This is a genomic window from Aeromonas sp. YN13HZO-058 (genome assembly GCF_001921245.1).
GTDB classification, from domain to species: Bacteria; Pseudomonadota; Gammaproteobacteria; order Enterobacterales; family Aeromonadaceae; genus Aeromonas; species Aeromonas allosaccharophila.
Genome location: NZ_MQSY01000062.1, coordinates 1 through 25,238, shown reverse-complemented (window position 1 = coordinate 25,238; position 25,238 = coordinate 1). Strand labels below are relative to the sequence as shown.

Below are 25,238 nucleotides of genomic sequence, written 5' to 3'. Positions count from 1 at the left end.
GGCAACGCAGCCATCGCCCAGAGACAGTTCAAGGAGAGAGTAACATGACCCACAAGGCCACCCTGGCGGTTCGCACCGGGATTGAGACAGACACACAGCACGGTGCCGTGGTGCCCCCCATCTACCTCTCCAGCAACTACACCTTTGCCGACTTTGGCGAGCCCCGTCAATACGATTATGCACGCTCCGGCAATCCGACCCGCACCAATCTGGCGGACGCGCTGGCGGCGCTGGAAGGGGGCGCAGGCGCCGTGGTCACCGGCACCGGCATGGGCGCCGTCCATCTGGTCACCACGGCCCTGCTCAAGGCGGGGGATCTGCTGATCGCCCCCCACGACTGCTACGGCGGCACCTGGCGTCTGTTCGAGTATCTGGCGGCCAAGGGCCACTACCGGGTGCAGTTTGTCGATCAGGGTGACGGGGCCGCACTGGCCGCCGCATTGGCGCAAAAGCCTGCGCTGGTATGGGTCGAGACCCCCTCCAACCCGTTGCTACGGGTGGTGGATATCAGCGCCATCGCCGCCGCCGCCCACGAGGAGGGTGCTCAGGTGGTAGTGGACAACACCTTCCTCTCCCCCCTGCTGCAACAACCGCTGGCCCTCGGTGCCGACGTGGTGGTCCACTCCACCACCAAATACATCAACGGTCACTCCGACGTGGTGGGCGGGGTGGCGATTGCCAAGGAGGCAGCACTGGCCGAGTCGCTGGTGTGGTGGGCCAACTGTCTGGGGCTCACCTCCGGGGCGTTCGACTCCTACCTCACCCTGCGCGGTCTGCGCACTCTGGCCCCCAGATTGCGCACCCATCAGGAGAACACCGATCGCATTCTCGCCTTCCTGCAACAGCAGCCGCTGGTGAAACGGATCTATCACCCCAGCCTGCCGAGCCATCCGGGCCACGATATTGCGCGCCGTCAACAGTCCGGCTTCGGCGCCATGCTAAGTTTTGAACTCGATTGCAGCGAGGCAGGCATTCGCGCCTTCCTCGCGGCCCTCACCCTCTTCTCGGTGGCCGAGTCCCTCGGCGGGGTGGAGAGTCTGGTGGCCCATCCGGCCAGCATGACCCACAGGGCCATGACCCCGGCGGCACAGCAGGCAGCAGGTATCAGCGCCCAGCTGCTGCGGTTGTCGGTCGGTATTGAACACGGTGAAGACCTGGTGGCCGATCTGGCTCAGGCTTTTGAACAGGCGCAGCAGGCAGAACAGGTAGCGAAGTAATGGAACAGCAGCAACAAGGAGAGATCGCGGTGGCCACAGAAGCAGGGTTGAAGCGACGTCACGTCCACAAGTTTGGTGGCAGCAGTCTGGCGGATCCGGTCTGTTATCGCCGGGTAGCCAGCATCGTTGAACAACAGGTGGGCGGGGATGAACTGATCGTGGTCTCCGCCGCGGGCAAGACCACCAACCGGCTGATCCAGCTGGTGGAGCTGGCCGAAGCGGGGGACGAAGCCGCCGGTGAAGCCATCTCGGCCCTGCAGGCCTATCAGCAGAGCCTGATCGACGGCCTGCTGGAAGGGGAACTGCAGCTCGATCTGAGCAAGCAGCTGGCCGACGACATGCAGTTGATTGCCAAGACGCTGGAGGGGCAGTTTGACCGCTTCGCCCGCAACGGCCTGCTCGCCTTTGGCGAGGTGTGGTCAGCGCGCCTGCTGGCAGCCCTGCTCACCAGCCGAGGCGACAAGGCTATCTGGCTCGATGCCCGCAGCTTCCTGCGCGCCGAGGATGGCGCTCTGGTCAAGGTAGATACTGCCCTCTCCAGCGAACTGCTCAAGGCGCGACTGGCGGAGCATGCCGGTCGCATCGTGGTAACCGGCTTTATCGCCGCCGACATGGAGGGACGCTCCCTGCTGCTCGGTCGCAATGGCTCCGACTACAGCGCCAGCCTGTTGGCCCTGCTGGCGGACGGTGAATCGACCACCATCTGGAGCGACGTGGCCGGTGTCTACAGCGCAGACCCGCGCCGGGTGAAGGAGGCGCGCCTGCTGGAGCGCCTCAGTCTGGCCGAAGCGAACGAGCTGGCCCGCCTTGGCTCCTCGGTACTCCACTCGCGAACTCTGCAACCGGTGGCCGACAGCCGCCAGCGCCTCACTCTGCGCTGCAGCTACAACCCGGATGAGGGCTGTACCCATATTCTGCGCCGCGCCCCCCGCTCCGGCGGAGCCCGCATCGTCTCTTCGGTGGATCAGATTGCCCTGATCGAGCTGAAGGTGCTGCCGCAGACCAACTATGAACAAACCGTGGCCACCATCGAGGCTTATCTCGCTCGTTACCGCCTGAACCCGCTCACCCTGCAACGCCAGCCGGATCGCCGGATCCTGCGCCTCGCCTACACCCTCGAGGTGGCACAGGGCGCGTTCGAGCTGCTGCGCGACTTCCAGCTGCAAGGGAGCTTCACTGGCCTGATCCAGAAAGAGGGGTACAGTCTGGTGGCGCTGGTGGGGGCCGGAGTCACCGACAACGCCGAGCAGTGTCACCGCTTCTATCAGCTGCTGGCGGATCAGCCGCTGGAGTTTGTCCAGGTGGCTCGAGATGGCCTGAGTCTGGTTGCCGTGCTGCGTCAGGTGGTGCTGGAGCCGCTGCTGATCGCTCTGCACAGCGCCCTGTTCAGCCGCCCGACCCGGGTCGGTCTGGTGCTGTTCGGCAAGGGCAATATCGGCGGCCACTGGCTGAGCCTCTACGCCCGTGAAAAGTCACGGCTGGAACATGAACTCAATCTGGCGCTCACCCTCTACGGGGTGTTCAGCTCGGAAGGGGGCCTGCTGGATGAAGAGGGGCTCAATCCCCTCAAGGTACAGGACAACTTCAACCCCAAACCGCTGATCTGGCCGGAGTTGCTCTCCCAGCTTGAGCAACACGGCTTCGATGCGCTGATTGCACTGGACATGACCGCCAGCGAGACGGTGAGCCGCTACTACCCGGACTTTGCCCAGCTCGGCATTCACATCATCGCCGCCAACAAGTTTGCCGGTGCCGCCGACAGCGAGTTCTACCAGCGCATCAAGCAGACCTGCCGCGACCATCAGGTGCAGTGGCGCTACAACGCCACCGTGGGCGCCGGGCTGCCGATCCAGTCCAGCATCCAGATGCTGCGCCAGAGCGGCGACCGCATTCAGGGGGTCTCGGGTATTTTCTCCGGCACCCTCTCCTGGCTGTTCCAGCAGTATGACGGCAGCCGCCCCTTCTCCGAGCTGGTGGATGAGGCGTGGCAACATGGCCTGACCGAGCCGGATCCCCGCGAAGATCTCTCCGGTCAGGATGTGCGCCGCAAGCTGCTCATTCTGGCGCGAGAGGCGGGCTTCGAGCTCGACTCGGCCGATATCGAGCTGGAGAATCTGGTGCCCGTCCCGCTGCGCAAGGTGAGCGCCGATCAGTTCATGGACCGGCTGAAAGAGCTGGATGGCCCGATCCAGACCGCCTTCGAAGGGGCCAAGCGGCTCGGCAAGGTGCTGCGCTACGTGGCGCGTTTTGAACATGACGGCAAGGCGCGGGTCGGACTGGAGGCGCTGGAGCCCCACCACCCGTTTGCGAACCTGTTGCCGTGCGACAACATCTTCGCCATCGAGAGCGACAGCTACCGCACCAACCCGCTGGTGATCCAGGGGCCGGGGGCGGGTCGCGAAGTGACCGCAGCCGCCATCCAGTACGATCTGTGGCAGATCTGCGCCAGCCTCTAAGGCAGATAATGCAAAGGGAGCTGCACCTCAGCTCCCGCGCACAATAAAAAAGCCCGAGTCGATGACTCGGGCTTTTTGCTGAATGCCGCTTCGATTAGGAGAAGCAGGCCTGCAGCACGTAGAAGATGACGATGGCCAGAATGGCACCGGCCGGCAGAGTGATGACCCAGGAGACCACGATGTTGCGCAGAACCCCCAGATTCAGCGCCGCAATACCGCGCGCCAGACCGACCCCCATGACCGCACCGACCAGGGTCTGGGTGGTAGAGATGGGCAGACCAGTGCCGGAGGCAATCACCACGGTCGCGGCAGTCGCCAGCTGGGCGGCGAAACCACGGCTCGGGGTCAGGTGAGTGATGCCGGTACCGACCGTTGCCATCACCTTCTCACCCATGGTCGCCAGACCGATCACGATACCGATACCGCCGAGCGGCAGGATCCACCAGGCGATGTGGGAGCTGCCGCCGATCTCGCCACCGGAAGCCACGATAGAGGCCACCGCAGAGAGCGGGCCAATGGCGTTCGCCACGTCGTTGGAGCCGTGGGCAAAAGCCATGGCACAGGCAGTGATCACCATCAGGATGCCGAACACCTTCTCCACGTTGGCGAAGTGCATCTTGCTGTCATCCTGCGGGTTGTACTTCTGACCGCGAATGTAGATCCAGCCGGCAAAGGCCACTGCGATGGAGATGGCAACGGAGAGCAGAATGCCTTCGCCATCGGTCAGGTGCAGACCAACGTGGGTCAGCCCCTTCTTGATGGTCACCAGACAGATCACCAGCGCAGTCAGGAACATGTAAAACGGCACATAGCGCTTGGCATTGTTCAGCGGATCATCGGTGTTGAAGATAAGTTTCTGCACGCTGATGAACATGAAGTAGGCGATGACACCGGAGATGGCCGGGGTGATGACCCAGGAGCCAACGATGCCGCCAAACTTGCTCCACTGCACCGCTTCCGGGCCAATGCTCACCACCGCAAAACCGACGATGGCGCCGATGATGGAGTGAGTGGTCGAGACCGGCCAGCCGAAGTAGGAGGCCAGGATCAACCAGGCGCCCGCCGCCAGCAGGGAGGCGATCATACCGAGCACCAGCAGATCCGGGCTGTCGACAAACGCATTGCTGTCGATGATGCCGTTACGGATGGTGGCCGTCACTTCGCCGCCGGCCAGATAGGCACCGGCAAACTCGAAGATCATGGCAATGATGATCGCCTGACGGATGGTCAGGGATTTGGTGCCGACCGATGTGCCCATGGCGTTGGCGACGTCATTCGCGCCAATGCCCCAGGCCATCAAAAAGCCGAACAAGGCCGCCACGAGCACCAGAGTGGTGCCGTAATTCGCGATAATGTCCATTAATAGTGTTTACCCAGTCAGTCGATTACGAACGAGCCAGCATCAGTTCCAGACGGGCGCCTACACGCTCGGCCTGATCTGCCAGGTCACCTACCCATTCGAGGATCTTGTAAAGGAACATCACATCAATCGGATTGTACTTCTGCTCAACCGCTTGCAGCTGTTGGCGCAGACCGATCTGCATGGTGTCTGTATCGTCCTCGATCAGATCCAGCTGGTGGATCATCTCGGCAACCATTTCCACTTCCCGTCCTTTGAAGCCGGTCTCGAGCAGCTCGTCGAGCTCCCCGATCGCTTTCTCGGCCTGAGCGGTCGCATCAATACAACGTTTGAGGTAAGCCATGAAATCCGCCCGCATTTCTGAGGGGAACTCCATGCGACGGCCAAGCATGCGACCGGAGATATCCTTGGCACGGTTGGCAATCTTGTCTTGCTGGGTCAACAGCTCCAGCAGGTCGGTACGCGCAACCGGCAGAAACAGGCCGCGAGGCAGTTTCAGACGAATTTCACGCTTGAGGATGTCCGCCTCTTTCTCCAGCTGGGCAATCTGCTGCCGGATCTGTTCGGCATCTTCCCAACGGTCTTCGGCAACGGCATCAAAGAAAGGAACCAACTGCTGGGAGCACTGGTGAACCTTGACGATATGCTTCTGCAGCGGCTTGATGGGGGACTTGGCAAAAAGCCCCAAAATAGTATTTACTGGCATGGCCAAACCTGTGTCGGTGAAAAAACACTCGATACGATTTTATGAGGCGCGCAGGATAACCGAACTGCGCACTCAATTAAACCGCGAATTAATCTGGTTGTATCGCGGGCATTATATCCCCGCGACCCGAATCCTGCCCCCCAAAGTTGCCTGCCAGCCCGGAATGACTATGCAAACTGAGATCGAGATAAAGTTTTTTGTCGCCAGCGACATTCAAACCGCGTTATCCAACCTGCTGAATTCTCTTGAAATTAAGGAATCGTCCCGACAGCAGCTCGGCAACGTCTATTTCGATACGCCGACCCTTGCCCTGCGCCAGCTGGAGATGGGGCTGCGGATCCGTCGCTGCGACGCCTTCGCCGAACAGACCATCAAATGCCGCGGTCAGGTGGTGGGCGGTCTGCACGCCAGACCCGAGTACAACGCCCCCGTCAGCGGCGATCTGCCGACCCTCTCGTCCTTTCCCGATGCGATCTGGCCGACCCTGACCGAGCGCGACCACATTCAGCAGCAGCTGGTCGCCCAGTTTCGCACCGACTTCCTGCGTCGCCACTGGCTGATCGCCTTCGAGAACGCCGAGATTGAGCTGGCCTGGGATCAGGGAGAGATAGTTGGCAGTCAGGGCAGCACCACCATCAACGAACTGGAACTGGAGCTCAAATCCGGCGATACCACGGCGCTGTTTGCACTGGCCCAACGCCTCGCCAAGCTCGGCGGGTTGCGCCTCGGCGCCCAATCCAAGGCCCAGCGCGGCTATCGACTGGCAGGCCTTGGCAAACCGCTGGCCCTGCAGGCACTGGTCGCGAGTGAAGATATTGAAAGCATGACGGGGGTAAGCGAGGGGCTGCGCCACTGGCAGCATCACGAACAGCTCTGGCTGGAGCATCCGCAGGATGAAGACGTTCAACAGCAGGCACTCGCGGCCCTGTGCCAAGGGATCGAGCTGGTCGCCCGCAGTGCGGCCACACTGCCACAAGCCGCGCCCTGGCTGCCCGCCCTGACCAGCCTGCACGCCCATCTGCAAGCCCAATCGGGCGAGCATGACAAGTGGCCTGCCGAGCTGGCCGATCTCTTCCTCTATCCGGCGTATGTCGAGTTGCAGCTGGCCATCGCCGCCTGGCTGCATCACACCGCCTGAGCGGGGTCATACCGGTACTATATGCCAGCACTAAAGGCCGGAAACAAAACGGGTGAGCCTTGGCTCACCCGTTTTGCATTACAGCAGGTTGAGCTGCTGCATGGCGCTGCGAATGCGCGCGCGGGTCGCTTCCGACAGCGGCATCACCGGCAAACGGCACTCCTCGCTACAGAAACCGAGCAGGGAGGCGGCATATTTGGCACCGGCCGGGCTCGGCTCGGCAAACATCGCCTGATGGAGCGGGATCAGCTGGTCTTGCAGTTCACGCGCGGCTTGCCACTTGCCCGCCAGCGTGAGGTTCTGCACCTCGGCCACCAGCTTGGGTGCTACGTTGGCCGTCACCGAGATACAGCCCTGACCGCCACCGATGTTGTAGGCCACGGCGGTGGCATCTTCACCGGAGAGCCAGGCGAAAGGCTTTTTGATCAGTTGGCGCTCGGTCCAGGGACGAGCCAGATCGCCGGTGGCATCTTTCACCCCGGCAATGCGCGGCAGTTCGGCCAGACGGGCCAGGGTCGCGGGTTGCACGTCAACGATGGCGCGCGGCGGAATGTTGTAGACAATGATCGGCTTGGCGGTGGCGTCGTGGACGGCCTTGAAGTGGTGGTAGAGCCCCTCCTGATTGGGACGGTTGTAGTAACCGGCCACATGCAGGGTGGCGTCGGCGCCGACCCGCTCGGCATGGAGGGTGTACTCGATGGCTTCGACCGGATTGTTGGAACCGGCCCCGGCAATGACAGGCACGCGCCCCGCCACCTGCTTGACCACCAGCTCCACCACCCGGCAGTGCTCGTCATGGGTCAGGGTCGGACTTTCCCCCGTAGTGCCCACCGGCACAATGCCGTGGGTGCCCTGCTCGATATGCCACTCCACCAGACGCAGCAGCGCCTCTTCATCCAGCTTTCCCTGTCGAAACGGGGTGATCAACGCAACGATTGAACCTTGAAACATGGGATCTCCTTCTCCTAAATGACGCGCATATGGCAATAAAAAACCCCGGTACGATGTGCGCAACCGGGGTTTGAAGCTTCTCAGGGATGAGAGGTTACGCGCGAACGTCGGCAGGCCCGAATTTCAGGCTTTTTTTATGCTTTCGTTTCAACCCGTTGAACCGCATTTCGTCATCTCTGGTCAAAAAATGGTGTCTGGGCATATTTCGGGAACACGGCATAAATGTCAAGGCGAAAGGGGCTATGTATAATGGCCGCCCAAAATTGCGTGGAGAGACCCGATGAGCAGCCCTATCAGTGCCGTCAGCCAGATGCTGGAACGAAACCAAGCCCTCTTTGTCGGCAAGCGGCTACTTGTCTGTGGCGCGCTGGAGGATGACTACCCCCGCCAGCTGGCGACCCTGGCCCAGACCCTGACCGTCTTTACCACCGATTACTGCTACTACCGCAGCCAGCAGGCCGCCCTCGGCGAGGCTATCCTGTTCGACCACCAGCTCGCTGGCGCCCCCCGCTTCGATGCCCTGCTGCTGCTGATGCCCAAGGCCAAGGCCGAGGCGCAATATCTGCTGGCCATGATGACTCCCTTGCTGGAGGCAGGTGCCGACCTGTTTTTGGCCGGTGACAACCGCGGCGGCATCAATGGCGCCGACAAGCTGCTGGCCCCCTATGGCGAAAAGCCGATCAAGCGCGATTCGGCCCGCCGCTGCTCTCTCTATCACGGTGAGCTCTGCAAACCGGTTGCACCGTTCGAGCTGGATAGCTGGTTTGGCCGCTACCAGTGCAAGGCCGGTGATACCGAGCTGACCGTGCTGGCACTGCCCGGCGTCTTCAGCGCCGCCGAGCTGGATCTCGGCACCCAGATGCTGCTGGCCGCTGTGCCGCCGATGAAGGGCGAGCTGCTCGATTTCGGCTGCGGTGCCGGAGTGATTGGATCTGTGCTGGCCAAGCGCAATCCGGATCTCAAGGTCAACATGGCGGATATCAGTGCGCTGGCGCTGGAGTCGAGCCGCCGCACCCTCGCGATCAATGGGTTAGAGGGCAAGGTTTACCCTTCCGATGTCTATTCGGATGTCTCCACCCGCTTCCAGCACATCGTCTCCAACCCGCCATTCCATGCGGGTCTCAAAACCTTCTATGCGGCGACCGAGCAGTTCCTGGCCAGGGCGCCGGAATTTTTGCTGCCAACTGGCTCGCTGACCATTGTTGCCAACGCCTTCTTGCGCTACCAGCCTATACTGGAGACACACTTCAAACGGACTGAAGTGATCAGCAGTGATGCCAAATTCAAGGTCTATCTGAGCAAAGTGTAAATAAGTGTAAGCCGCACAATAAAACCGCTAGAGCGCGCCATACGGGATCTGATAAGGTACTAAGAGCACTATAAAAACCACCCCTTAAGGGGTGTTTTTATACCGGATGTTGAAAACCTTTTCATGCGGTTCATTCAGGGAGAGAAATACGATGGCAGGCATTTTGACCATGATCCTGGCTGGTGGCGAAGGTACTCGCTTGCAGCCTCTGACCACCACCCGCAGCAAGCCTTCCGTCCCCTTCGGTGGCAGCTACCGGCTGATCGACTTTGTCCTCAACAACTTCGTCAACGCAGACTTTCTGCGCATCTATGTACTGACCCAATTCAAATCCCAATCCCTCTATCTGCACATGAAGAAGGGTTGGAATATCGTCGGCATCACCGACCGCTTCATCGACCCCATCCCGGCCCAGATGCGGATGGGCAAACGCTGGTATGACGGCACCGCCGACGCCATCTACCAAAACCTCGGCTTTATCGAGCGGGCCGAACCGGATCACGTCTGCATCTTCGGCTCAGACCACATCTACAAGATGGATGTGAGTCAGATGGTGACCTTCCATAAGCAGAAGAACGCCGCCATGACGGTCGCCGCCCTGCGCATGCCCATCGAAGAGGCGAGCGCCTTCGGGGTGATCGAGGTGGATACCGAAGGACGGATGATCGGTTTTCAGGAAAAACCGAAGCAGCCCAAGCACATCCCCGGCGATCCGACCCAGGCGCTGGTCTCCATGGGCAACTACATCTTCGAGACCGACGCCCTCTGCCGCGAGTTAAAGCGGGATGCCGCCGAGGAGAACTCCAGCCACGACTTTGGCAAGGATGTGATCCCGAGCCTCTACCCGCGCGCGCCCGTCTATGTCTACGACTACAGCACCAACGTCATTCCCGGTGAAAGACCGAGCGTCTATTGGCGGGATGTGGGGACTCTGGACTCCTACTGGCAGGCGCACATGGATTTGGTAGCCGACAATCCCCCCTTCTCCCTCTATAACCGCAAGTGGCCGCTGCACACCCACTATCCGGCGCTGCCGCCCGCCACCTTCATCGACAGCGACGAGTGCAAGGTGAAGATCGCCAACTCCCTGATCTCCGCCGGTTGCTTCATTCAGGGCAGCCAGATCCAGCGCTCCATTCTCGGTTTCCGCTGCAATATCGGCCCCTGCAGCCACATCAGCGAATCCGTGCTGCTGGGGGATGTGAAGATTGGTGAAGGGTGCTCCATCCGGCGCGCGATCATAGATAAAAACGTTGAAATTGCGCCCGGCACCGTTATCGGTGAAAATCTCGACCACGATAGAGAGCGATTTACCGTATCCGAAGGCGGTATCGTGGTGGTACCTAAGGGAGCAAGAGTTGGCTATTAACCCACTGAAAATCCTGTTTGTTGCCTCGGAAGTTGAGGGGCTGGTCAAGACCGGGGGCCTGGCAGACGTTGCCAGAGCCCTGCCGATGTACCTGGCCCAGAAGGGACATGATGTCAGGATCATGCTGCCCTTCTACAAGACGATAAAGCGACGGGATGAGGCCAAACTGGTCGCGTCCCGCTGGCTGCCCACCCATCCGGGACTGCCGGATATCGGTTATCGCATTTACCAGATGGAGCTGGATGGCGTCTGCGTCTATCTGCTCGACTGCCCGCAATATTTCGATCGTCCCCAGCTCTACGCCGAGAACAATCAGGCCTATCCGGATAACGGCGAGCGCTTTGCCTTCTTCTCGGCGGCAGCCCTCCATGCCTGCGAGCAGCTCGGCTTCGCCCCGGACATCGTCCACTGCAACGACTGGCACACCGGCCTGCTGCCGCTGCTACTGAAAACCCGCCATGCTCAGAACCCCTTCTTCCAGCAGATCCGCAGCGTGATCAGTATTCACAACGCGGCGTTTCAGGGAGTGTTTGGCCGCGAGCAGTTCTGGGCCATGCCCGAGATCGCCGATTACGAACGCCGCATCAACTACGACTACGGCCACGTCAATCTGCTCAAATGCGGGGTGCTCTACGCCGACAAGATCAATGCGGTCAGCCCCAACTATGCCCAGGAGCTGCTGACTCACCTCGGCGCCCACGGCATGGCCAGCATCTTCCAGCAGCGGGCGGCCGATCTCTGCGGCATCCTCAACGGCTGCGACTACAAGGACTGGGATCCGGAGTTCGACGAGTTCCTGCCTGCGACCTACAGCATCGACAACATGGCTGGCAAACAGATCTGCAAGCAGAGTCTGCAGCAGGAAGCGGGACTGGCCGTGGCAGATCTCCCGATCTACGGCATGGTTTGCCGCCTGACCGAGCAGAAGGGTGTCCCTCTGCTGCTCCCTGCGCTGGAGAAATTCCTCCACCATCAGGTGCAAGTGGTGATCGTCGGCTCTGGCGATCCTGCGCTCGCCACGCAACTGCAAACCATGGCCCGGGATTATCCGGACAAGCTCGCCTTCATCAACACCTATGACGATCGGCTGGCTCATCTGGTCGAAGCCGGTGCCGACTTCTTCCTGATGCCCTCACTGTTCGAGCCTTGCGGCCTCAACCAGATGTACAGCCTCGCCTACGGCACCCTGCCGCTGGTGCGCGCCGTGGGGGGTCTGAAAGATACCGTGGTGGATTGGGATGCCGATCCCGAGCGGGCCACCGGTTTCTGCTTCAACGATCCAACGGCCGCCATCCTGCTCGATACCATGCGCCGCAGCTTGCTCTATTTCCTGCAGGACAAGGAGCGTTTTGCCAAGGTGCAGCACAATGCCATGAAGACCCGCTTCAACTGGCCTGACTCTGTCACCCAGTATGAGCTGATGTATCAGAGCGCATTGGGCCGTTACTGAGCACCAAACGTCGGCTAATTGCTGAAGTTTTGTACCCTTGGCGCCACTTTGGGCGTCAACAGCGAAAAAAGTCCCCTTTGGCTGTTGACGCTCCCCCAAAACTCTATAGAATCCCCCTCCGCAGTGATGCGAAGGTGGCGGAATTGGTAGACGCGCTAGCTTCAGGTGTTAGTGTCCCACGGATGTGAGGGTTCGAGTCCCTCTCTTCGCACCAATACTGCCATGCTGATTCAGCAGCATGTAAATCCAACTAGAAAACCCGAATGTGCGAAGGTGGCGGAATTGGTAGACGCGCTAGCTTCAGGTGTTAGTGCCCCCCGGGTGTGAGGGTTCGAGTCCCTCTCTTCGCACCATGCTTCTCCAGACAGCATGTAAATCAAAACTGGTAACACAATGTGCGAAGGTGGCGGAATTGGTAGACGCGCTAGCTTCAGGTGTTAGTGCCCCCCGGGTGTGAGGGTTCGAGTCCCTCTCTTCGCACCATGCTTCTCCAGACAGCATGTAAATCAAAACTGGTAACACAATGTGCGAAGGTGGCGGAATTGGTAGACGCGCTAGCTTCAGGTGTTAGTGTCCCACGGATGTGAGGGTTCGAGTCCCTCTCTTCGCACCATGCTTTATCCAGACAGCATGTAAATCCAGACTGGAAACCCGAATGTGCGAAGGTGGCGGAATTGGTAGACGCGCTAGCTTCAGGTGTTAGTGCCCCCCGGGTGTGAGGGTTCGAGTCCCTCTCTTCGCACCATGATTCTGACATGTAAAAACAGAGCAATGCGCTCCAACCGCATTTAAAAACCAGCTGGAGAAAATCAGTGTGCGAAGGTGGCGGAATTGGTAGACGCGCTAGCTTCAGGTGTTAGTGTCCCACGGATGTGAGGGTTCGAGTCCCTCTCTTCGCACCATGCTTTATCCAGACAGCATGTAAATCCAGACTGGAAACCCGAATGTGCGAAGGTGGCGGAATTGGTAGACGCGCTAGCTTCAGGTGTTAGTGCCCCCCGGGTGTGAGGGTTCGAGTCCCTCTCTTCGCACCATGATTCTGACATGTAAAAACAGAGCAATGCGCTCCAACCGCATTTAAAAACCAGCTGGAGAAAATCAGTGTGCGAAGGTGGCGGAATTGGTAGACGCGCTAGCTTCAGGTGTTAGTGTCCCACGGATGTGAGGGTTCGAGTCCCTCTCTTCGCACCATGATTCTGACATGTAAAAACAGAGCAATGCGCTCCAACCGCATTTAAAAACCAGCTGGAGAAAATCAGTGTGCGAAGGTGGCGGAATTGGTAGACGCGCTAGCTTCAGGTGTTAGTGTCCCACGGATGTGAGGGTTCGAGTCCCTCTCTTCGCACCATTCATTACGCAAAAGGCCCATCACGAAAGTGACGGGCCTTTTGTTTTTACTCCTTGTTATGGCTATGCTTTTGACGACTCCCCGCTCATCGTCATGCCAAGGAACGCATATGATACTGGATACCGACATTCACAACTTTTACGAACATCTGGTGCTCAAGGAGATTGAGAAGCAGGATCTGCAACAGAAGCTCACCGGCGACCAGATGGCCGATCTCTGCTGCCTGACCCTCAACCAGCTCCCTTCCCACTATATTCGCCACGATGTCGACATGATCTACTTCCTGACCGATGCCAAGCGCACCGAGATGGAGAAGCTGGTCGTCGAATCGCTCAAGCTGGCACAGCAGAAGATCAAGCAGGCTCCCGTCAAAACCTCATAGCCAGGGCTGCTGCCAGAGCAGGGTGACGATACCGGTCAAGCCAGCGACTGGCAGCAAGATCAAGGCAGGCCGCAATCCGGGCTCCAGCATCACCCAGGCAGCCAGCAGAAAACCGGCACTCCAGGTGCCGTACTCTTTATCTTGACCCCATGCGAGTACGGCCACCGCCACCAGCAACATCATCCCCCGCAATATCCAGCGCATTGTTTTCTCCCCAACCAACAATTGATAATAGTTATCATATTCATCTATCGAGGATGCAAGTCGCGTCTCAATGCAGGCTTCGTATGTGACCCTTTATGTCAACAGGGCGCTCAAAAACGGGTTATGAGATCAACTAATTTGTGATTTTTTCAATCAAATGTGCATTTTTACCAATTTGATGGGGCTTTAACCCATCAGGTTTGTGGTAGATTGCGGCCTCTTTTTGGGTTGGCCCCTCGGGATACGTGTATCCACAGGACGAGAGGGACTGACTTTGGCGAGCAAGAGTTTAGGAAGTATCTATGCAAAACCAACAAAACCACATCCGACTACCGGGCATGGCGCAGGTGTTCATCTGTCTGGCCATTTTCCTGGCCCTGGCATTCTCGTTCACCAGCGTGCTCGACCTGCCGATCCAGCTGGCGTTGTTCATCGCCTGGTTCGTCATCATGGGGCTCGGCATCAAGCTCGGCCACGATTACAAATCCCTGGAGCAGGCGGCCGTTGACGGCGTCGCCAAGGGGATGGGGGCCATCCTGATCCTGGTCTCCGTCGGTGCCCTGGTCGGCACCTGGATTGCCGGCGGCATTGTCCCCAGCATCATCTACTTTGGCCTCAAGGTGATCCATCCGTCCATCTTCCTGCTGGCAACCCTGATCATCTGCTCCCTGACCTCGCTGGCCACCGGCACCTCCTGGGGCTCTGCCGCAACAGCCGGTATCGCCATGATGGGGATCGGCCACAGCCTCGGCGTACCTGCGCCGCTGGTAGCCGGTGCCGTGCTCTCCGGCGTCTACTTCGGTGACAAGCTCTCTCCGCTCTCCGACTCTGTGGTGCTGGCTTCGACCATGTCCAACGTCGACGTGGTGGAACACATCAAGGGGATGCTTCCCATCAGCCTGCTCTCCTATGTCATCACCGCTGTGCTGTTCACCGTGGTGGGCATGCAGTATTCGGGCAACGTCAGCCTGGAGCAGGTCAATCTGGTGATGGAGGCCCTCGACAGCCAGTTCAACATCACCCCGCTGGCCATCGTGCCGGTGGTACTGGTGCTGGGTCTGTTGGCCAATCGCAAGCCCGCCTTCCCGGTGATCAGCTTCGGCGCCCTGTTGGGCCTGATCTGGGCCATCGCCTTCCAGGGCATGGATCCGGTCAAGGCGATGCACTCGGCTTATAGTCCGTTTGCCATCACCTCCGGCATCGATTTTATCGACAACATTCTCGGTCGCGGCGGCATGGAGTCCATGCTGGGCTCGGTAGCTGTCATCATCTTCGGTCTCGGGTTTGGCGGCCTGCTGGAGAAGGTCGGTATTCTGGAAGTGATCGCCAGCGCCTTCGAGAAGCGCATCAACAGCGTCGGCAGCCTGACCAGCCACACCATAGCCACCGCGTTTCTGGCCAACGTGTTTGGCTCGGCCATGTATGTGTCGCTGATCCTGACCCCCAAGATCATGGCCAAAAACTACGATCGACTGGGACTGGCACGCAAGAACCTCTCTCGCAACGCCGAGTTCGGTGGCACCCTCACCTGCGGCATGGTGCCCTGGAGCGACAACGGCATCTTCATGGCCGGGGTTCTGGGGGTGGCGACCCTCGACTACCTGCCCTACATGTGGCTGAGCTTCACCTGCATCATTGTGACCATCACCCTCGCCTACATGGGCAAGGCAGTGAACCGGATCCCGCTGGTCGCGGCGGCAAGCTCCCGCTAAGTCATTCTGCAAACAACAAAGGCGCCATCACGGCGCCTTTGTTGTTTTAGAGAAATGCTGTTTGATGGCGTTCACTGATCACCACAAACAAAAACAGCCCTCGTCGCCGAGAGCCGTTTCATCAGACCGATAACGCCGATCAGATGGAGAAGCTGGAGCCACAACCACAGGTCGTGGTGGCGTTGGGGTTGGTCACGGTGAAGCGTGAACCTTCCAGACCCTCGGTGTAATCCACACTGCCGCCTACCAGATATTGCAGGCTCATGGGATCGATCACCATGGTGACGCCGTTCTTCTCGACCACGGTGTCCCCGTCGTTGATCTTCTCATCAAAGGTAAAGCCATACTGGAAACCGGAGCAGCCCCCACCCGTGATGTACACCCGCAGCTTCAGCTCGGGATTCTCTTCCTCGGTGATCAGGTTCTTCACCTTGTTGGCCGCCGCATCCGTCATCTGGATGGGCAGCGGGGCTTCTGCTACTGCACTCATTACTGACCTCACAACCATTAGATCCACAAACATGGAAACCGCGAAATTATCCAATACCCGACCATTCAGTTCAAGTATTCACCACGTTTAACCGGCAGCGGGAACCGGAGCAGGCGGCGCGGCGACCAGCGGCTTGATAACCTCGCCCCACTCAACCAGCAGCTCTTGTGCCGGTTGCCTGCCGTCCTTGTTGATGGTGACACGGATCCGATCCGGCACAAAGCCTTCCGGCAACTGCCAGTTCCCTTCCAGCAGCTGGAAATAACGCAGGGCATAGCGCCACTCGCTCACCTTCATCCCGAGATCGCGACCGGTCAGTGTCTTCGGCTTGTCGGCCAGACTCCCCTCGACCCGGATCTGCACCTGACCACGAAACAGCTCCCGCTTCTTGGTGGGCTGGGTCAGAGCGAGACGGTAGTGGTAACGACCGGGAATGCTGGTCTCCTGCAGGGTCAGGTTGTCGATCACTACCCCCACCTGTTCACCGGTGGGGCGCATGATCCGCTCGAAAAAGGCCAGCTGGCGCTTGAGCTCCTGCACCTGCGCCTCCTGACTCTTCAGGGTGGTCTGCAACTGTTCGAAGGCTGCCCGCTGGGTCGCCAGCCGGGTATCTTTCACCCCCAGCTCGGTCTTGAGCTGGCCGATGGCCTTGCCCTGACGATCCAGCGTCTCCTGCTGCACCACCAACAGACTGCTCTGGGCCAGCTCCTGACGGTTACCGACAAAGTAACCGATGAGCCCGCCAACGGCTAACACGACCAATAACTTCAATAGATTGGACATAGCCCCTCATCCCGTTATCACGCCATTTACGGCAGCGCCTCTCCCTTCACTATACCGCCCGGACCGGGGTCAAACGCGATAAAGGGAAAAATTAACTGGCCGTGGCGCTGCCATCACCCCGCTTTTGACGCGCGGCGAGCCGTAAAGTTCGCTCCAGGATCTGGGAATAGATGGGTCGGCCACCCAGCCACTGGGCAACCAGGGTTGCCCCGACCGTGGTGATCATCATCGGCAGGATCAGCTGATAGTTGTCGGTCATCTCGGTGACCAGCACGATGCCGGTGATAGGGGCTCGCACGGTGGCAGCAAACAGCGCTCCCATCCCTGCAATGGCAAAGGCGCCGGGCTCGATACCCAGCTCGGGAAACGCCGCATGAAACAGATGGCCGAACACCACGCCAAACAGGGTGCCCAGCGCCAGGGTCGGCGCAAACACCCCGCCCGGGGCGCCGGAGCAGAAGCAGATGAGGGTCGCAACCAGCCGCACCGAGAAGATGAGAAACAGGGTCGCCATCGCATACTCATCCCCCATCAGATGTGGAATAAGCTCGGTGCCACCGCCCGTCACCGAGGGGGCAAACAGCGACAGCACACCAAACGTTCCGGCGACCAGCATGCCGATGGCCACGAAACGGTGGCGCTTGTTCTGATGCAGTGCCAGATAACCATCCTGACAGGCCAGCACCAACTTGTTGAAGACAAAACCCAGCACCCCGAAAGTGGCTCCCATAAAGAGGAACAGCCAGAGTGCCTTGAGGGCGGGCGCATCGTAGTGGGGCAGAGTGATCACCGCCCCCTGCCCTTTCATGTTCTGCAACATCAGGGTCGCCATGATGGCGGAGATCCCCACCGCCTTGATGGCCAGAAAGGAGTAGCGGAATTGCGGTCGCATCTCCTCCATCACAAACAGAATGCCCGCCAGCGGCGCATTGAAGGCGGCAGCCAGACCGCCCGCCGCACCGGCGGCCAGCAGGGCGTGGCCATGCTCTTTGGGCAGCCGGAAGATATCCGCCACCATCTTGCCGAGATTGCCGCCGATCTGTACCGAGGGCCCCTCCCGCCCCAGTACCATGCCGGAGCTCAGGGTACAGATGCCGCCGAAGAACTTGACCGGCAACACCCACCACCAACGCACCGGGCGCAGATCGTCCATCGCCCCCTCGATCTCGGGAATACCGGAGCCGCCTGCTTCCGGGGCAAAGGTATGAGTGAGGAAGTAGCCGACAAATCCCAGCAAGGCGCTGAAGCCAAAGCCGAGCAGACCGAGCTGCCACCAGGGACGGTCGGCCAGCAACATGATGCGTTGTTCTGCCAGCCAGTGGACACCCGATTCGAACAGGCCGCACACCAGCCCGGCCAGGGTGCCGACCAGCGCTGCCAGCAGCAGCACCAACAAGGGCATCTTGTCTTGCCGGATAATACGGGAAAGCGGCCCCCGCGAAGTGGTATCGGGTTCAGAGGAGAGAGCTTGTTGCGCCATCTTGTTACACCAACCTGGAAAAACCATATCGTCAGCTAGCTGAGATCAGGATCACCCGGCGCGTTGCTCGGCTGCCCAGGGCTGGGGCTTTCTGCTATAGTCGGCCCGTTAAATTTTTGTCACGGGAGCAGACCGAGAGTCCGGGTGGCGAGAGCGCAAAGCATACTCCTGATGCTCCGGCCTGCCGAGTCTCAATCGGCTGCAATCCCTTGTGTGACGACCAAAATCCCATTAAGGATGATCCATGTCAAAATCAGATCAGCTGTTTGAACAGGCCCGCCAGACCATTCCGGGTGGCGTCAACTCACCGGTCCGCGCCTTCAATGGGGTCGGCGGCACGCCCCGCTTCATCGATCACGCCGATGGCGCCTATCTCTATGATGTGGATGGTCAGGCCTACGTGGATTACATCGGCTCCTGGGGCCCCATGCTGCTGGGTCACAACCACCCGGCCATCAAGGCCGCCGTCATCAAGGCCGTTGAGAAGGGACTGAGCTACGGCGCGCCGACCGAGATCGAAGTGCTGATGGCCGAGAAAGTGCGCCAAATCGTTCCCTCCATGGAGCAGGTGCGAATGGTCAACTCCGGCACCGAAGCCACCATGAGCGCCATCCGTCTGGCCCGCGGCTATACCGGTCGCGACAAAATCGTCAAATTCGAGGGCTGCTACCACGGCCACGCCGACTCTCTGCTGGTCAAAGCCGGTTCCGGCGCCCTGACCCTGGGTCAGCCCAACAGCCCGGGCGTGCCGGCCGATTTCGCCAAGCACACCCTGACCTGCGTGTTCAACGACTTGGAGTCGGTACGTGAAGCCTTCACCCAGTACGGCAGCGAGATCGCCTGCATCATCGTCGAGCCGGTCGCAGGCAACATGAACTGCATCCCGCCGGTGCCTGGCTTCCTGGAAGGACTGCGTGCCATCTGTGACGAGTTCGGCGCCCTGCTGATCCTGGACGAGGTGATGACCGGTTTCCGCGTCTCCCTGCGCGGTGCTCAGGGCTACTACAACATCGACCCGGATCTCACCACCCTTGGCAAGATCATCGGTGCTGGCATGCCGGTCGGCGCCTTCGGCGGCAAGAAGAAGGTGATGCAATACATTGCCCCGACCGGCCCCGTCTATCAGGCAGGTACCCTCTCCGGCAACCCGGTGGCCATGGCGGCCGGTCTGACCATGCTGGACTTGCTGCTGGAGCCGGGCCTCTATGAGCAACTGAGCGCCAAGACTGCACGGGTTGCAGAAGGGCTGAAAGCGGCCGCGGCCAAGCACGGCATCCCGCTCGCCATCAACTATGTGGGTGGTATGTTCGGCTTCTTCTTCACCGACGAACCAGAAATTACCCGCTACGAGCAGGTCACTCGCTGCGACATGGAACGCTTCAAGCGCTTCTACCACCTGATGCTGGAAGAGGGTGTCTATCTGGCACCGAGCGCCTACGAGGCGGGCTTCCTGTCGCTGGCTCACGGTGACAAGGAGATTGAACACACCCTGGCTGCTGCCGAGCGCAGCTTCGCCAAGCTGGCAGGCTAAATCGCCGCCGGTTGTCGCAAAGGGCCCGTCATGGCCTGTCTCTTATACAAAAATCCCCAAGCATCGCTTGGGTTTTTTTTTTGAACTTCTCTCCCATTCTGTGATCTGAACCTTTCATCGCCATCTCTCCAGGTTCTAACATGCCCTTCACTCAACCGGCGCACTGGGCGCAGGCACAGTTTGGTCACGCCAACCTTAACGACCCAAGACGCACCAGAAGGCTGGTTGCCCTTGCCACTGCCCTTGCTCACCAACCAGGAGATTGCGTGTCACACCTTCCCCTCTCACCTGCTGATATGGAAGGCGCATACCGCTTCATTCGCAGCTCACATGTCAGTGCCGAAGCCATTGCCAACGCCGGCTTTGCCGTCACCGCCGCCCATGCCAGAGACCATTCTCTCTTGTTGGCGCTGGAAGACACGACTGCCCTCACGTTTAACCATGCCAGCGTCAGAGATGAGTTGGGCCATACCAACCAGGGCATCAGTCGTGCCCTGCTGGCTCACTCCGTGCTGCTGTTCGCGCCGCACGAGCGCAAGGTGGTGGGCTTGGCCGCCCAGCAAATATGGACTCGCGATGTCAGCAAGCGAGGACAGCGTGCCCAATACGCGACCCGTCCCTATCAGGAAAAAGAGAGCTACAAATGGGAGCAAACCGCCAAAACGCTCGCCACCCGGCTTGGCAGCACCATGGCCAATGTTATCTCGGTCTGTGACCGGGAAGCGGATATCTACGAATACCTGCACTACAAGCAGAAACATACCCAGCGCTTCGTGGTGCGCTCGATGCAGAGCCGCTGTATCAACGAGCACGATAACAAGCTCTACGACTATGCCAGGCAGTGCCAATCCGCGGGTACCCGGGTGGTCAAGATACCCCAGCGGGGTGGCAGAAAAGCCAGAGAGGCCGTGCTCGATATCAAGTTTGCCAGGGTCACCCTGAAGGCCCCGGCCAACAAGCGTAGCGAGCCGGATATCCCGCTCTACTACGTGGGATGCATCGAGCAGAGCGATGCAGCCGACCGGCTGGAGTGGCACCTGCTGACCAGTGAAGCGGTGACCAGCGCCGAGCAGGCCAGCGAGATTATCGGCTACTACGAGCAGCGCTGGCTCATCGAGGATTATCACAAGGTGTGGAAGAGTGCGGGCACGCGGGTCGAAGCGCTGAGGATGCAGAGCCGGGAAAACCTGATGCGTATGAGCGTCATCTTGGCCTTTCTCGCGGTGCGGTTGCTGCAGCTGCGATTTATCAAAGAGGAGCCTGCCGCGCAGGGGGAAAGCTGCAAAGGGCTGCTGGGTACGAAGAGCTGGAAGCTGCTGTGGTTGAAGATGGAGAAGAGGGCCCCGCCGAATGAAGCCCCCGATATGGCGTGGGCGTACAAGAGCCTGGCGATACTGGGGGGCTGGAAGGACACCAAGCGCACGGGGCGAGCCTCGATAGCGGTGTTATGGGAGGGCTGGTTTAGGTTACAGACTCTGCTTGAAGGCTACGAACTGGCGCAGTCTCTTGAGCATCAACAGTTGTGACCAAGAGACTGCGTCATGGGCCCTTTTCTATTGCAGTGCCTCCATCACCACGCAGAGCGTCGATACGCCCAGTTCTGGTGCATTCCCCCTCGTCATCCGTCGTTTTGTCATCCTCTGGTGCAACTTGCCCCGCCATCCCTATCATAAAGCAGGCCCACTATTTGCACATCCGCAACAGAGCCCACGTCACCGAGGTCCATATGGCAGAGATGAGCCCCATCGATGTGCTGCGGCGCTATCAGGAGTATCAGGAGGAGTTGACCCCGCTACTGCAGGGGCTGCTCAGCGCCCCCCTTGCCTCGCTCAAGGGGTATCCCTTTGTTGTCAGCATTGACCACTATCAGGGGCCTGTGTGCATCCAGCCTGCGGCACCGGCGGCCCATAACCGGCTGCACCTCATCGTGCAGGGGCAAGGACGGGAGATCACCGTCTGTCTGAACCAGCTGATTGGCTGGTTGATGGGGGATAGAGAGCGCCGCCGCGCCATGCCCTGGTTCAAGGCGGTCTATGTGGTGCTCAGCATGGCGCTGTTTCTCATCGTCGCGACGCTCATCTGGCACGGGCTGGAGCAGCTCTACCAGCTGTTGTGCGGCGAGCAGCAGAACCGACTCGGCGCCTTTAGCGCCATCATCTTCCTGACGCTGGCACTGGCGGTATTCGATCTGGGCAAAACCATTCTGGAGGAGGAGGTGCTGCTGCATAAGGATATCTTCCGCCACAGCGCCATTCGTCGCACCATCACCCGCTTTATCGCCGCCATCCTGATCGCGGTCTCCATCGAGGGACTGTTGCTGCTATTCAAAGGGTCGCTCGGCCAGAGCGAGCTGCTCTGGCCTGCGATTGGGGTGATGGGGTGCGCGGTGGGATTGCTGCTGGCGCTCGGACTCTATGTCTTTCTCGGGGCCAAGGCCGAAGCGGCACTGGTGCAGGCTAGCCTGCGCTCTCCACCGCCAGTTGCACAGGGGCGCGACGCGCCGCCCGCCAGGAGGCGTACATGGTCCAAGAGGTATAGATGACAATAAAGGCAACCAGCCACTTCAGCATCTCCATATCCATGGACTTGACCAGCATGGCGGCCAGCACCACACCGATGGGGCCGAAGATGGCCACCGCCAGCACCGCTTTGGCATCGAAGGCCCCTTTGCGGATAAAGGTGCCTGCAGAGAAGACGCTGAGCACGGCAGTGGAGCCCATCATGATCGGAAACGCCGCCAGCGGATTCATCCCCAGCAGATAGACCAGCGTCATGCAGGGGGCAAACAGGCCGATACCGACATTCATCAGCACCCCGAAGATGAAGTTGCCAAGCAGGGCGATCGCCAGCTTGTAGCCACTGAGGCCCATCGCATCCCCGCCAACCGGGAAAAGACCCAGCAGACCGGCAAAGATCAACCCGGCGACGACCAGCAGGGAGATGGCCATCACCAGCCGAATGGTCTGCCGATCAAACGAGGCCACATGGCGAGCCCCCCAAGCCGCGCCCGCGGCGGCGGCAATCATCATGCTGACCAGCGTCAGCGGCTCCACCGCTACTGCGCCGATGAAGATCAGCGACTGGGTCACGGTCGGCAGCACGCACTGCCCATTGAGGGTCCCCGGCAGTACCCGATCATCGATCAGCTTGAACTGCTTGTAGCAGGCGGTCTTTACCGCAAAGCTGCCCACCCCCAGGGTATCGAGGAAGTTGGCAACCCCACCGATCAACGCCACCGGCCAGAAGGGAGTAGATTCGAGCGTGCCGTTGCACCTCTTCTGCCAGCAGGCCTGCACCAGCATAAAGACAAATGCCAGGCCACCGGCTATAAAAATAATCCGCAAAATATCAACTAACATATTGGTTTCTCCTGCACCGGGTGGCGATTCTAAGGCAGGGCGCAGAAAAAGTCTTGGCTGTAATTAAGCAAGCTTCGTAGCCAGTAAGGAGGAGTTGAAATTTTCCCAGATGGAAGTCGAACGACTCTGCTAATACTTGTTACTGAGGCCAAAAGGCCGGGTCCTGAGCACGTTGTTATGGTCCTTTCGCGACGACCACCTGTGCCAAGGGACATAATGAAAAGAGGGGCGGTAGTGATACCGACCCTCTTTCTGTATCTGGACGTAGGGACTGAGCCCCTGACCATGACAACCGCTTATTGAATGCTCTTGCCGGCGCGCACGTCCTTGATAAACCCCTTCAGGCTGGCCAGATCACGGGGCGCACCGCGCAGGATCTGATCACCGATGATGAAGGCCGGGGTACCGGAAATACCGAGCGCTTCAGCCAGCGCACGGTTGGTGCCGAGGTTCTGGTCAATGCTGCCATCCTTGATCTTGGCTTCGACCTTGCTCCAGTCAACACCGGCCGCCAGCGCCAGCTGCTTGACCTGTGCTTCATCAGAGAGCGGGCCCTGATGGGTATAGAGCTTCTCGTGGAACGCCTGATACTTGTCAGGTTGGCCCAGCTGAACCGCCAGCGCAGCACGGGCAGCGAAGTAGGAGGATTCGCTCAGAATGGGGAACTGCTTGTAGATGTAACGGATGTCTTTATCTTCCGCCATCAACTGCTTGACCAGCGGATGGGCCCGCTTGCAGTAACCGCAGTTGTAATCGAAAAACTCCACAATGGTCAGCGATGCCTTCGGATTTCCCATCTCAGGATCCTGATTGGCATAAAGCTGCTTGGAGTGAGCCTTGATCAGCGACTTGTCACTCTCGGCCTGCTGGCTCTCCTGCTTGGCACGCAGGGCATTGGACATCTCGACCAGGATCTCGGGATTCTTGACCAGATAGTCGCGAACGATTTGCTCGACATCGCTTTTGGTCAGCTCGCTTGCATGTATCGGTGTCGCCAACAGGGTCACGCCAGCCAGCGCGCAAAACAGGGCATTTTTAATAGTCATAACGTTATCTTGCAGAGGATATGATAGAGGGCACTATAGTGGTTGAGTCTGTTTTCAAGTCAAGTTATCTGGCCAAAAAAGCGCTTGATGTGCCCTGATTGCCACTTTTTCATGTCATTTCGCGCAATTAACCAGCAATCGAACCGGGCAGGGATTTACAAGCCGGATCAGCATGGTAATATTCGCCGCACTGCTGCGGAGGGGTGGCAGAGCGGCTGAATGCACCGGTCTTGAAAACCGGCGATGGGCGACCATCCGTGGGTTCAAATCCCACCTCCTCCGCCATTCATACCTAGCCCATGCAACCATGTTGCGTGGGCTTTTTGTTTGCCTGCGATTTGCCATTTCTCATAGATCTCAACAAATTAGCCTTCTTCAACACCCCCTTAATCTCCCCGCCCGCGGGCTCAATAGCTGCTGCAAGATCACCTATCAACTTCGAACCTCTGCGCTCCTGCGCACATCCCTGCCCATTTTCTTATTACCCCAAACCACAACGACATAACACAGCAACCAATGTTAGAGCAGCCAACACACTCTCTGGCATAACGTCAGCGGGTGACTAACAAAGTCATGGACAAGCAGATGCCATGACTGAGGCTCAAAAAGAAAGCTTTCAGCTAACACAGGATGCCGATGCCCAGGAAAGATCGCAAGCAAGAGATTATGGCGTACAGGCGAACAGAGAATTCGCGGGTCATGACTACACCAGAGCCGCTATATAGAGCGACAGCGGTTCAGTGAAGGAAGAGTAACAAGCGGAATGTCAGGCTATTTGTGGAACCAGAAAACAGCGGCGAGCGACAAGAAGTTCAGAAGACAGGAGATAAAACAGTTTAAATATCAGCCAATTTGCAGAATTACATGCAATAAAAAACCCCGCTCATCGAGCGGGGTTTCTTGTATTGGGTGCCTGGCAGTGTCCTACTCTCGCATGGCGAATGCCA

20 protein-coding genes and 10 tRNA genes are annotated in these 25,238 nt (G+C 59.3%); 21 read left to right on the top strand and 9 right to left on the bottom strand.

The features are described from left to right. Positions 1 to 44 precede the first annotated feature (44 nt). Complete coding sequence (metB, locus tag BSP75_RS16005; RefSeq protein ID WP_075113846.1) at positions 45 to 1,217, top strand: cystathionine gamma-synthase; 1,173 nt, start codon at positions 45 to 47, stop codon at positions 1,215 to 1,217. Further along, positions 1,217 to 3,673, top strand: coding sequence for a bifunctional aspartate kinase/homoserine dehydrogenase II (locus BSP75_RS16000; RefSeq protein ID WP_075113845.1), 2,457 nt, complete (start codon positions 1,217 to 1,219; stop codon positions 3,671 to 3,673). The genes metB and BSP75_RS16000 overlap by 1 nt, the downstream gene beginning before the upstream one ends. 94 nt (positions 3,674 to 3,767) lie before the next feature. Here BSP75_RS16000 and BSP75_RS15995 read toward each other — a convergent pair whose 3' ends face one another. Then, entirely contained in the window at positions 3,768 to 5,033 is a 1,266-nt protein-coding gene (locus BSP75_RS15995; protein WP_042658053.1) for an inorganic phosphate transporter, read from the bottom strand. A gap of 25 nt (positions 5,034 to 5,058) precedes the next feature. Beyond that, entirely contained in the window at positions 5,059 to 5,739 is a 681-nt protein-coding gene (locus BSP75_RS15990; RefSeq protein ID WP_042059563.1) for a TIGR00153 family protein, read from the bottom strand. Positions 5,740 to 5,908: 169 nt separating this feature from the next. Between BSP75_RS15990 and BSP75_RS15985 the strand changes: the two genes are divergently transcribed. Beyond that, positions 5,909 to 6,877 carry a CYTH domain-containing protein gene (locus BSP75_RS15985; protein WP_075113844.1) on the top strand — a complete coding sequence of 323 codons (969 nt, stop codon included), beginning with the start codon at positions 5,909 to 5,911 and terminating at the stop codon, positions 6,875 to 6,877. A 78-nt stretch (positions 6,878 to 6,955) separates the two neighbouring features. On the opposite strand, the gene dapA is transcribed toward BSP75_RS15985, so the two are convergent. Further along, on the bottom strand, positions 6,956 to 7,828 hold the full coding sequence (gene dapA, locus BSP75_RS15980) for a 4-hydroxy-tetrahydrodipicolinate synthase (protein WP_058053887.1): 873 nt from the start codon (positions 7,826 to 7,828) through the stop codon (positions 6,956 to 6,958). A 280-nt stretch (positions 7,829 to 8,108) separates the two neighbouring features. Here dapA and rsmC point away from each other — a divergent pair, with 280 nt between their 5' ends. The 13 genes from rsmC to BSP75_RS15915 all read left to right on the top strand — a co-directional run bounded on the left by rsmC (position 8,109) and on the right by BSP75_RS15915 (position 13,686). After that, positions 8,109 to 9,137, top strand: a complete 1,029-nt coding sequence (gene rsmC, locus BSP75_RS15975; RefSeq protein ID WP_075113843.1) for a 16S rRNA (guanine(1207)-N(2))-methyltransferase RsmC — start codon at positions 8,109 to 8,111, stop codon at positions 9,135 to 9,137. Between the two features lie 151 nt (positions 9,138 to 9,288). After that, complete coding sequence (gene glgC / locus BSP75_RS15970) at positions 9,289 to 10,506, top strand: glucose-1-phosphate adenylyltransferase (protein ID WP_042059554.1); 1,218 nt, start codon at positions 9,289 to 9,291, stop codon at positions 10,504 to 10,506. Then, positions 10,496 to 11,956 (top strand): glycogen synthase GlgA, encoded by a 1,461-nt coding sequence (gene glgA, locus BSP75_RS15965; RefSeq protein WP_075113842.1) that lies wholly within the window; start codon positions 10,496 to 10,498, stop codon positions 11,954 to 11,956. Before glgC ends, glgA begins: the two co-directional genes overlap by 11 nt. Before the next feature lie 128 nt (positions 11,957 to 12,084). After that, positions 12,085 to 12,170 (top strand) — tRNA-Leu (locus tag BSP75_RS15960). Between the two features lie 53 nt (positions 12,171 to 12,223). Next, positions 12,224 to 12,309, top strand: a tRNA-Leu gene (locus tag BSP75_RS15955). A gap of 44 nt (positions 12,310 to 12,353) precedes the next feature. Continuing rightward, a tRNA-Leu gene (locus tag BSP75_RS15950) sits at positions 12,354 to 12,439 on the top strand. A 44-nt stretch (positions 12,440 to 12,483) separates the two neighbouring features. Then, positions 12,484 to 12,569: transfer RNA gene (locus tag BSP75_RS15945), tRNA-Leu, on the top strand. A 46-nt stretch (positions 12,570 to 12,615) separates the two neighbouring features. Next, positions 12,616 to 12,701 (top strand) — tRNA-Leu (locus tag BSP75_RS15940). Between the two features lie 71 nt (positions 12,702 to 12,772). After that, positions 12,773 to 12,858: transfer RNA gene (locus BSP75_RS15935), tRNA-Leu, on the top strand. A 46-nt stretch (positions 12,859 to 12,904) separates the two neighbouring features. Beyond that, a tRNA-Leu gene (locus BSP75_RS15930) sits at positions 12,905 to 12,990 on the top strand. A gap of 71 nt (positions 12,991 to 13,061) precedes the next feature. Further along, positions 13,062 to 13,147: transfer RNA gene (locus BSP75_RS15925), tRNA-Leu, on the top strand. A gap of 71 nt (positions 13,148 to 13,218) precedes the next feature. Continuing rightward, positions 13,219 to 13,304 (top strand) — tRNA-Leu (locus BSP75_RS15920). Between the two features lie 109 nt (positions 13,305 to 13,413). After that, the gene (locus BSP75_RS15915; protein ID WP_075113841.1) at positions 13,414 to 13,686 is read left to right on the top strand and encodes a late competence development ComFB family protein; all 273 of its coding nucleotides are present in this window, start codon (positions 13,414 to 13,416) and stop codon (positions 13,684 to 13,686) included. Here the strand turns inward: BSP75_RS15915 and BSP75_RS15910 are convergent. Next, entirely contained in the window at positions 13,681 to 13,890 is a 210-nt protein-coding gene (locus tag BSP75_RS15910; RefSeq protein WP_005357820.1) for a hypothetical protein, read from the bottom strand. The two genes, BSP75_RS15915 and BSP75_RS15910, sit on opposite strands and share 6 nt — an antisense overlap. 302 nt (positions 13,891 to 14,192) lie before the next feature. Here BSP75_RS15910 and nhaC point away from each other — a divergent pair, with 302 nt between their 5' ends. Then, on the top strand, positions 14,193 to 15,602 hold the full coding sequence (gene nhaC, locus BSP75_RS15905) for a Na+/H+ antiporter NhaC (RefSeq protein ID WP_075113840.1): 1,410 nt from the start codon (positions 14,193 to 14,195) through the stop codon (positions 15,600 to 15,602). Between the two features lie 139 nt (positions 15,603 to 15,741). Here nhaC and erpA read toward each other — a convergent pair whose 3' ends face one another. The 3 genes from erpA to clcA all read right to left on the bottom strand — a co-directional run bounded on the left by erpA (position 15,742) and on the right by clcA (position 18,355). Continuing rightward, the gene (gene erpA, locus BSP75_RS15900; protein WP_005340225.1) at positions 15,742 to 16,092 is read right to left on the bottom strand and encodes an iron-sulfur cluster insertion protein ErpA; all 351 of its coding nucleotides are present in this window, start codon (positions 16,090 to 16,092) and stop codon (positions 15,742 to 15,744) included. A gap of 87 nt (positions 16,093 to 16,179) precedes the next feature. Beyond that, positions 16,180 to 16,875 (bottom strand): DUF6776 family protein, encoded by a 696-nt coding sequence (locus BSP75_RS15895; protein WP_075113839.1) that lies wholly within the window; start codon positions 16,873 to 16,875, stop codon positions 16,180 to 16,182. 91 nt (positions 16,876 to 16,966) lie between these two features. Continuing rightward, the gene (gene clcA / locus BSP75_RS15890) at positions 16,967 to 18,355 is read right to left on the bottom strand and encodes a H(+)/Cl(-) exchange transporter ClcA (RefSeq protein ID WP_075113838.1); all 1,389 of its coding nucleotides are present in this window, start codon (positions 18,353 to 18,355) and stop codon (positions 16,967 to 16,969) included. Between the two features lie 244 nt (positions 18,356 to 18,599). Between clcA and hemL the strand changes: the two genes are divergently transcribed. The 3 genes from hemL to BSP75_RS15875 all read left to right on the top strand — a co-directional run bounded on the left by hemL (position 18,600) and on the right by BSP75_RS15875 (position 22,428). After that, the gene (gene hemL / locus BSP75_RS15885; protein ID WP_042060688.1) at positions 18,600 to 19,886 is read left to right on the top strand and encodes a glutamate-1-semialdehyde 2,1-aminomutase; all 1,287 of its coding nucleotides are present in this window, start codon (positions 18,600 to 18,602) and stop codon (positions 19,884 to 19,886) included. Positions 19,887 to 20,026: 140 nt separating this feature from the next. Next, positions 20,027 to 21,412 (top strand): IS4 family transposase, encoded by a 1,386-nt coding sequence (locus BSP75_RS15880; protein WP_075113837.1) that lies wholly within the window; start codon positions 20,027 to 20,029, stop codon positions 21,410 to 21,412. Positions 21,413 to 21,612: 200 nt separating this feature from the next. Then, on the top strand, positions 21,613 to 22,428 hold the full coding sequence (locus tag BSP75_RS15875) for a hypothetical protein (protein WP_075113978.1): 816 nt from the start codon (positions 21,613 to 21,615) through the stop codon (positions 22,426 to 22,428). Here the strand turns inward: BSP75_RS15875 and BSP75_RS15870 are convergent. Both BSP75_RS15870 and BSP75_RS15865 read right to left on the bottom strand, forming a co-directional pair. Next, positions 22,343 to 23,245 (bottom strand): sulfite exporter TauE/SafE family protein, encoded by a 903-nt coding sequence (locus BSP75_RS15870; RefSeq protein ID WP_075113836.1) that lies wholly within the window; start codon positions 23,243 to 23,245, stop codon positions 22,343 to 22,345. The two genes, BSP75_RS15875 and BSP75_RS15870, sit on opposite strands and share 86 nt — an antisense overlap. Before the next feature lie 296 nt (positions 23,246 to 23,541). After that, positions 23,542 to 24,291 carry a DsbA family protein gene (locus BSP75_RS15865; protein ID WP_075113835.1) on the bottom strand — a complete coding sequence of 250 codons (750 nt, stop codon included), beginning with the start codon at positions 24,289 to 24,291 and terminating at the stop codon, positions 23,542 to 23,544. Between the two features lie 197 nt (positions 24,292 to 24,488). Between BSP75_RS15865 and BSP75_RS15860 the strand changes: the two genes are divergently transcribed. Then, positions 24,489 to 24,576 (top strand) — tRNA-Ser (locus tag BSP75_RS15860). Positions 24,577 to 25,238 lie beyond the last annotated feature (662 nt).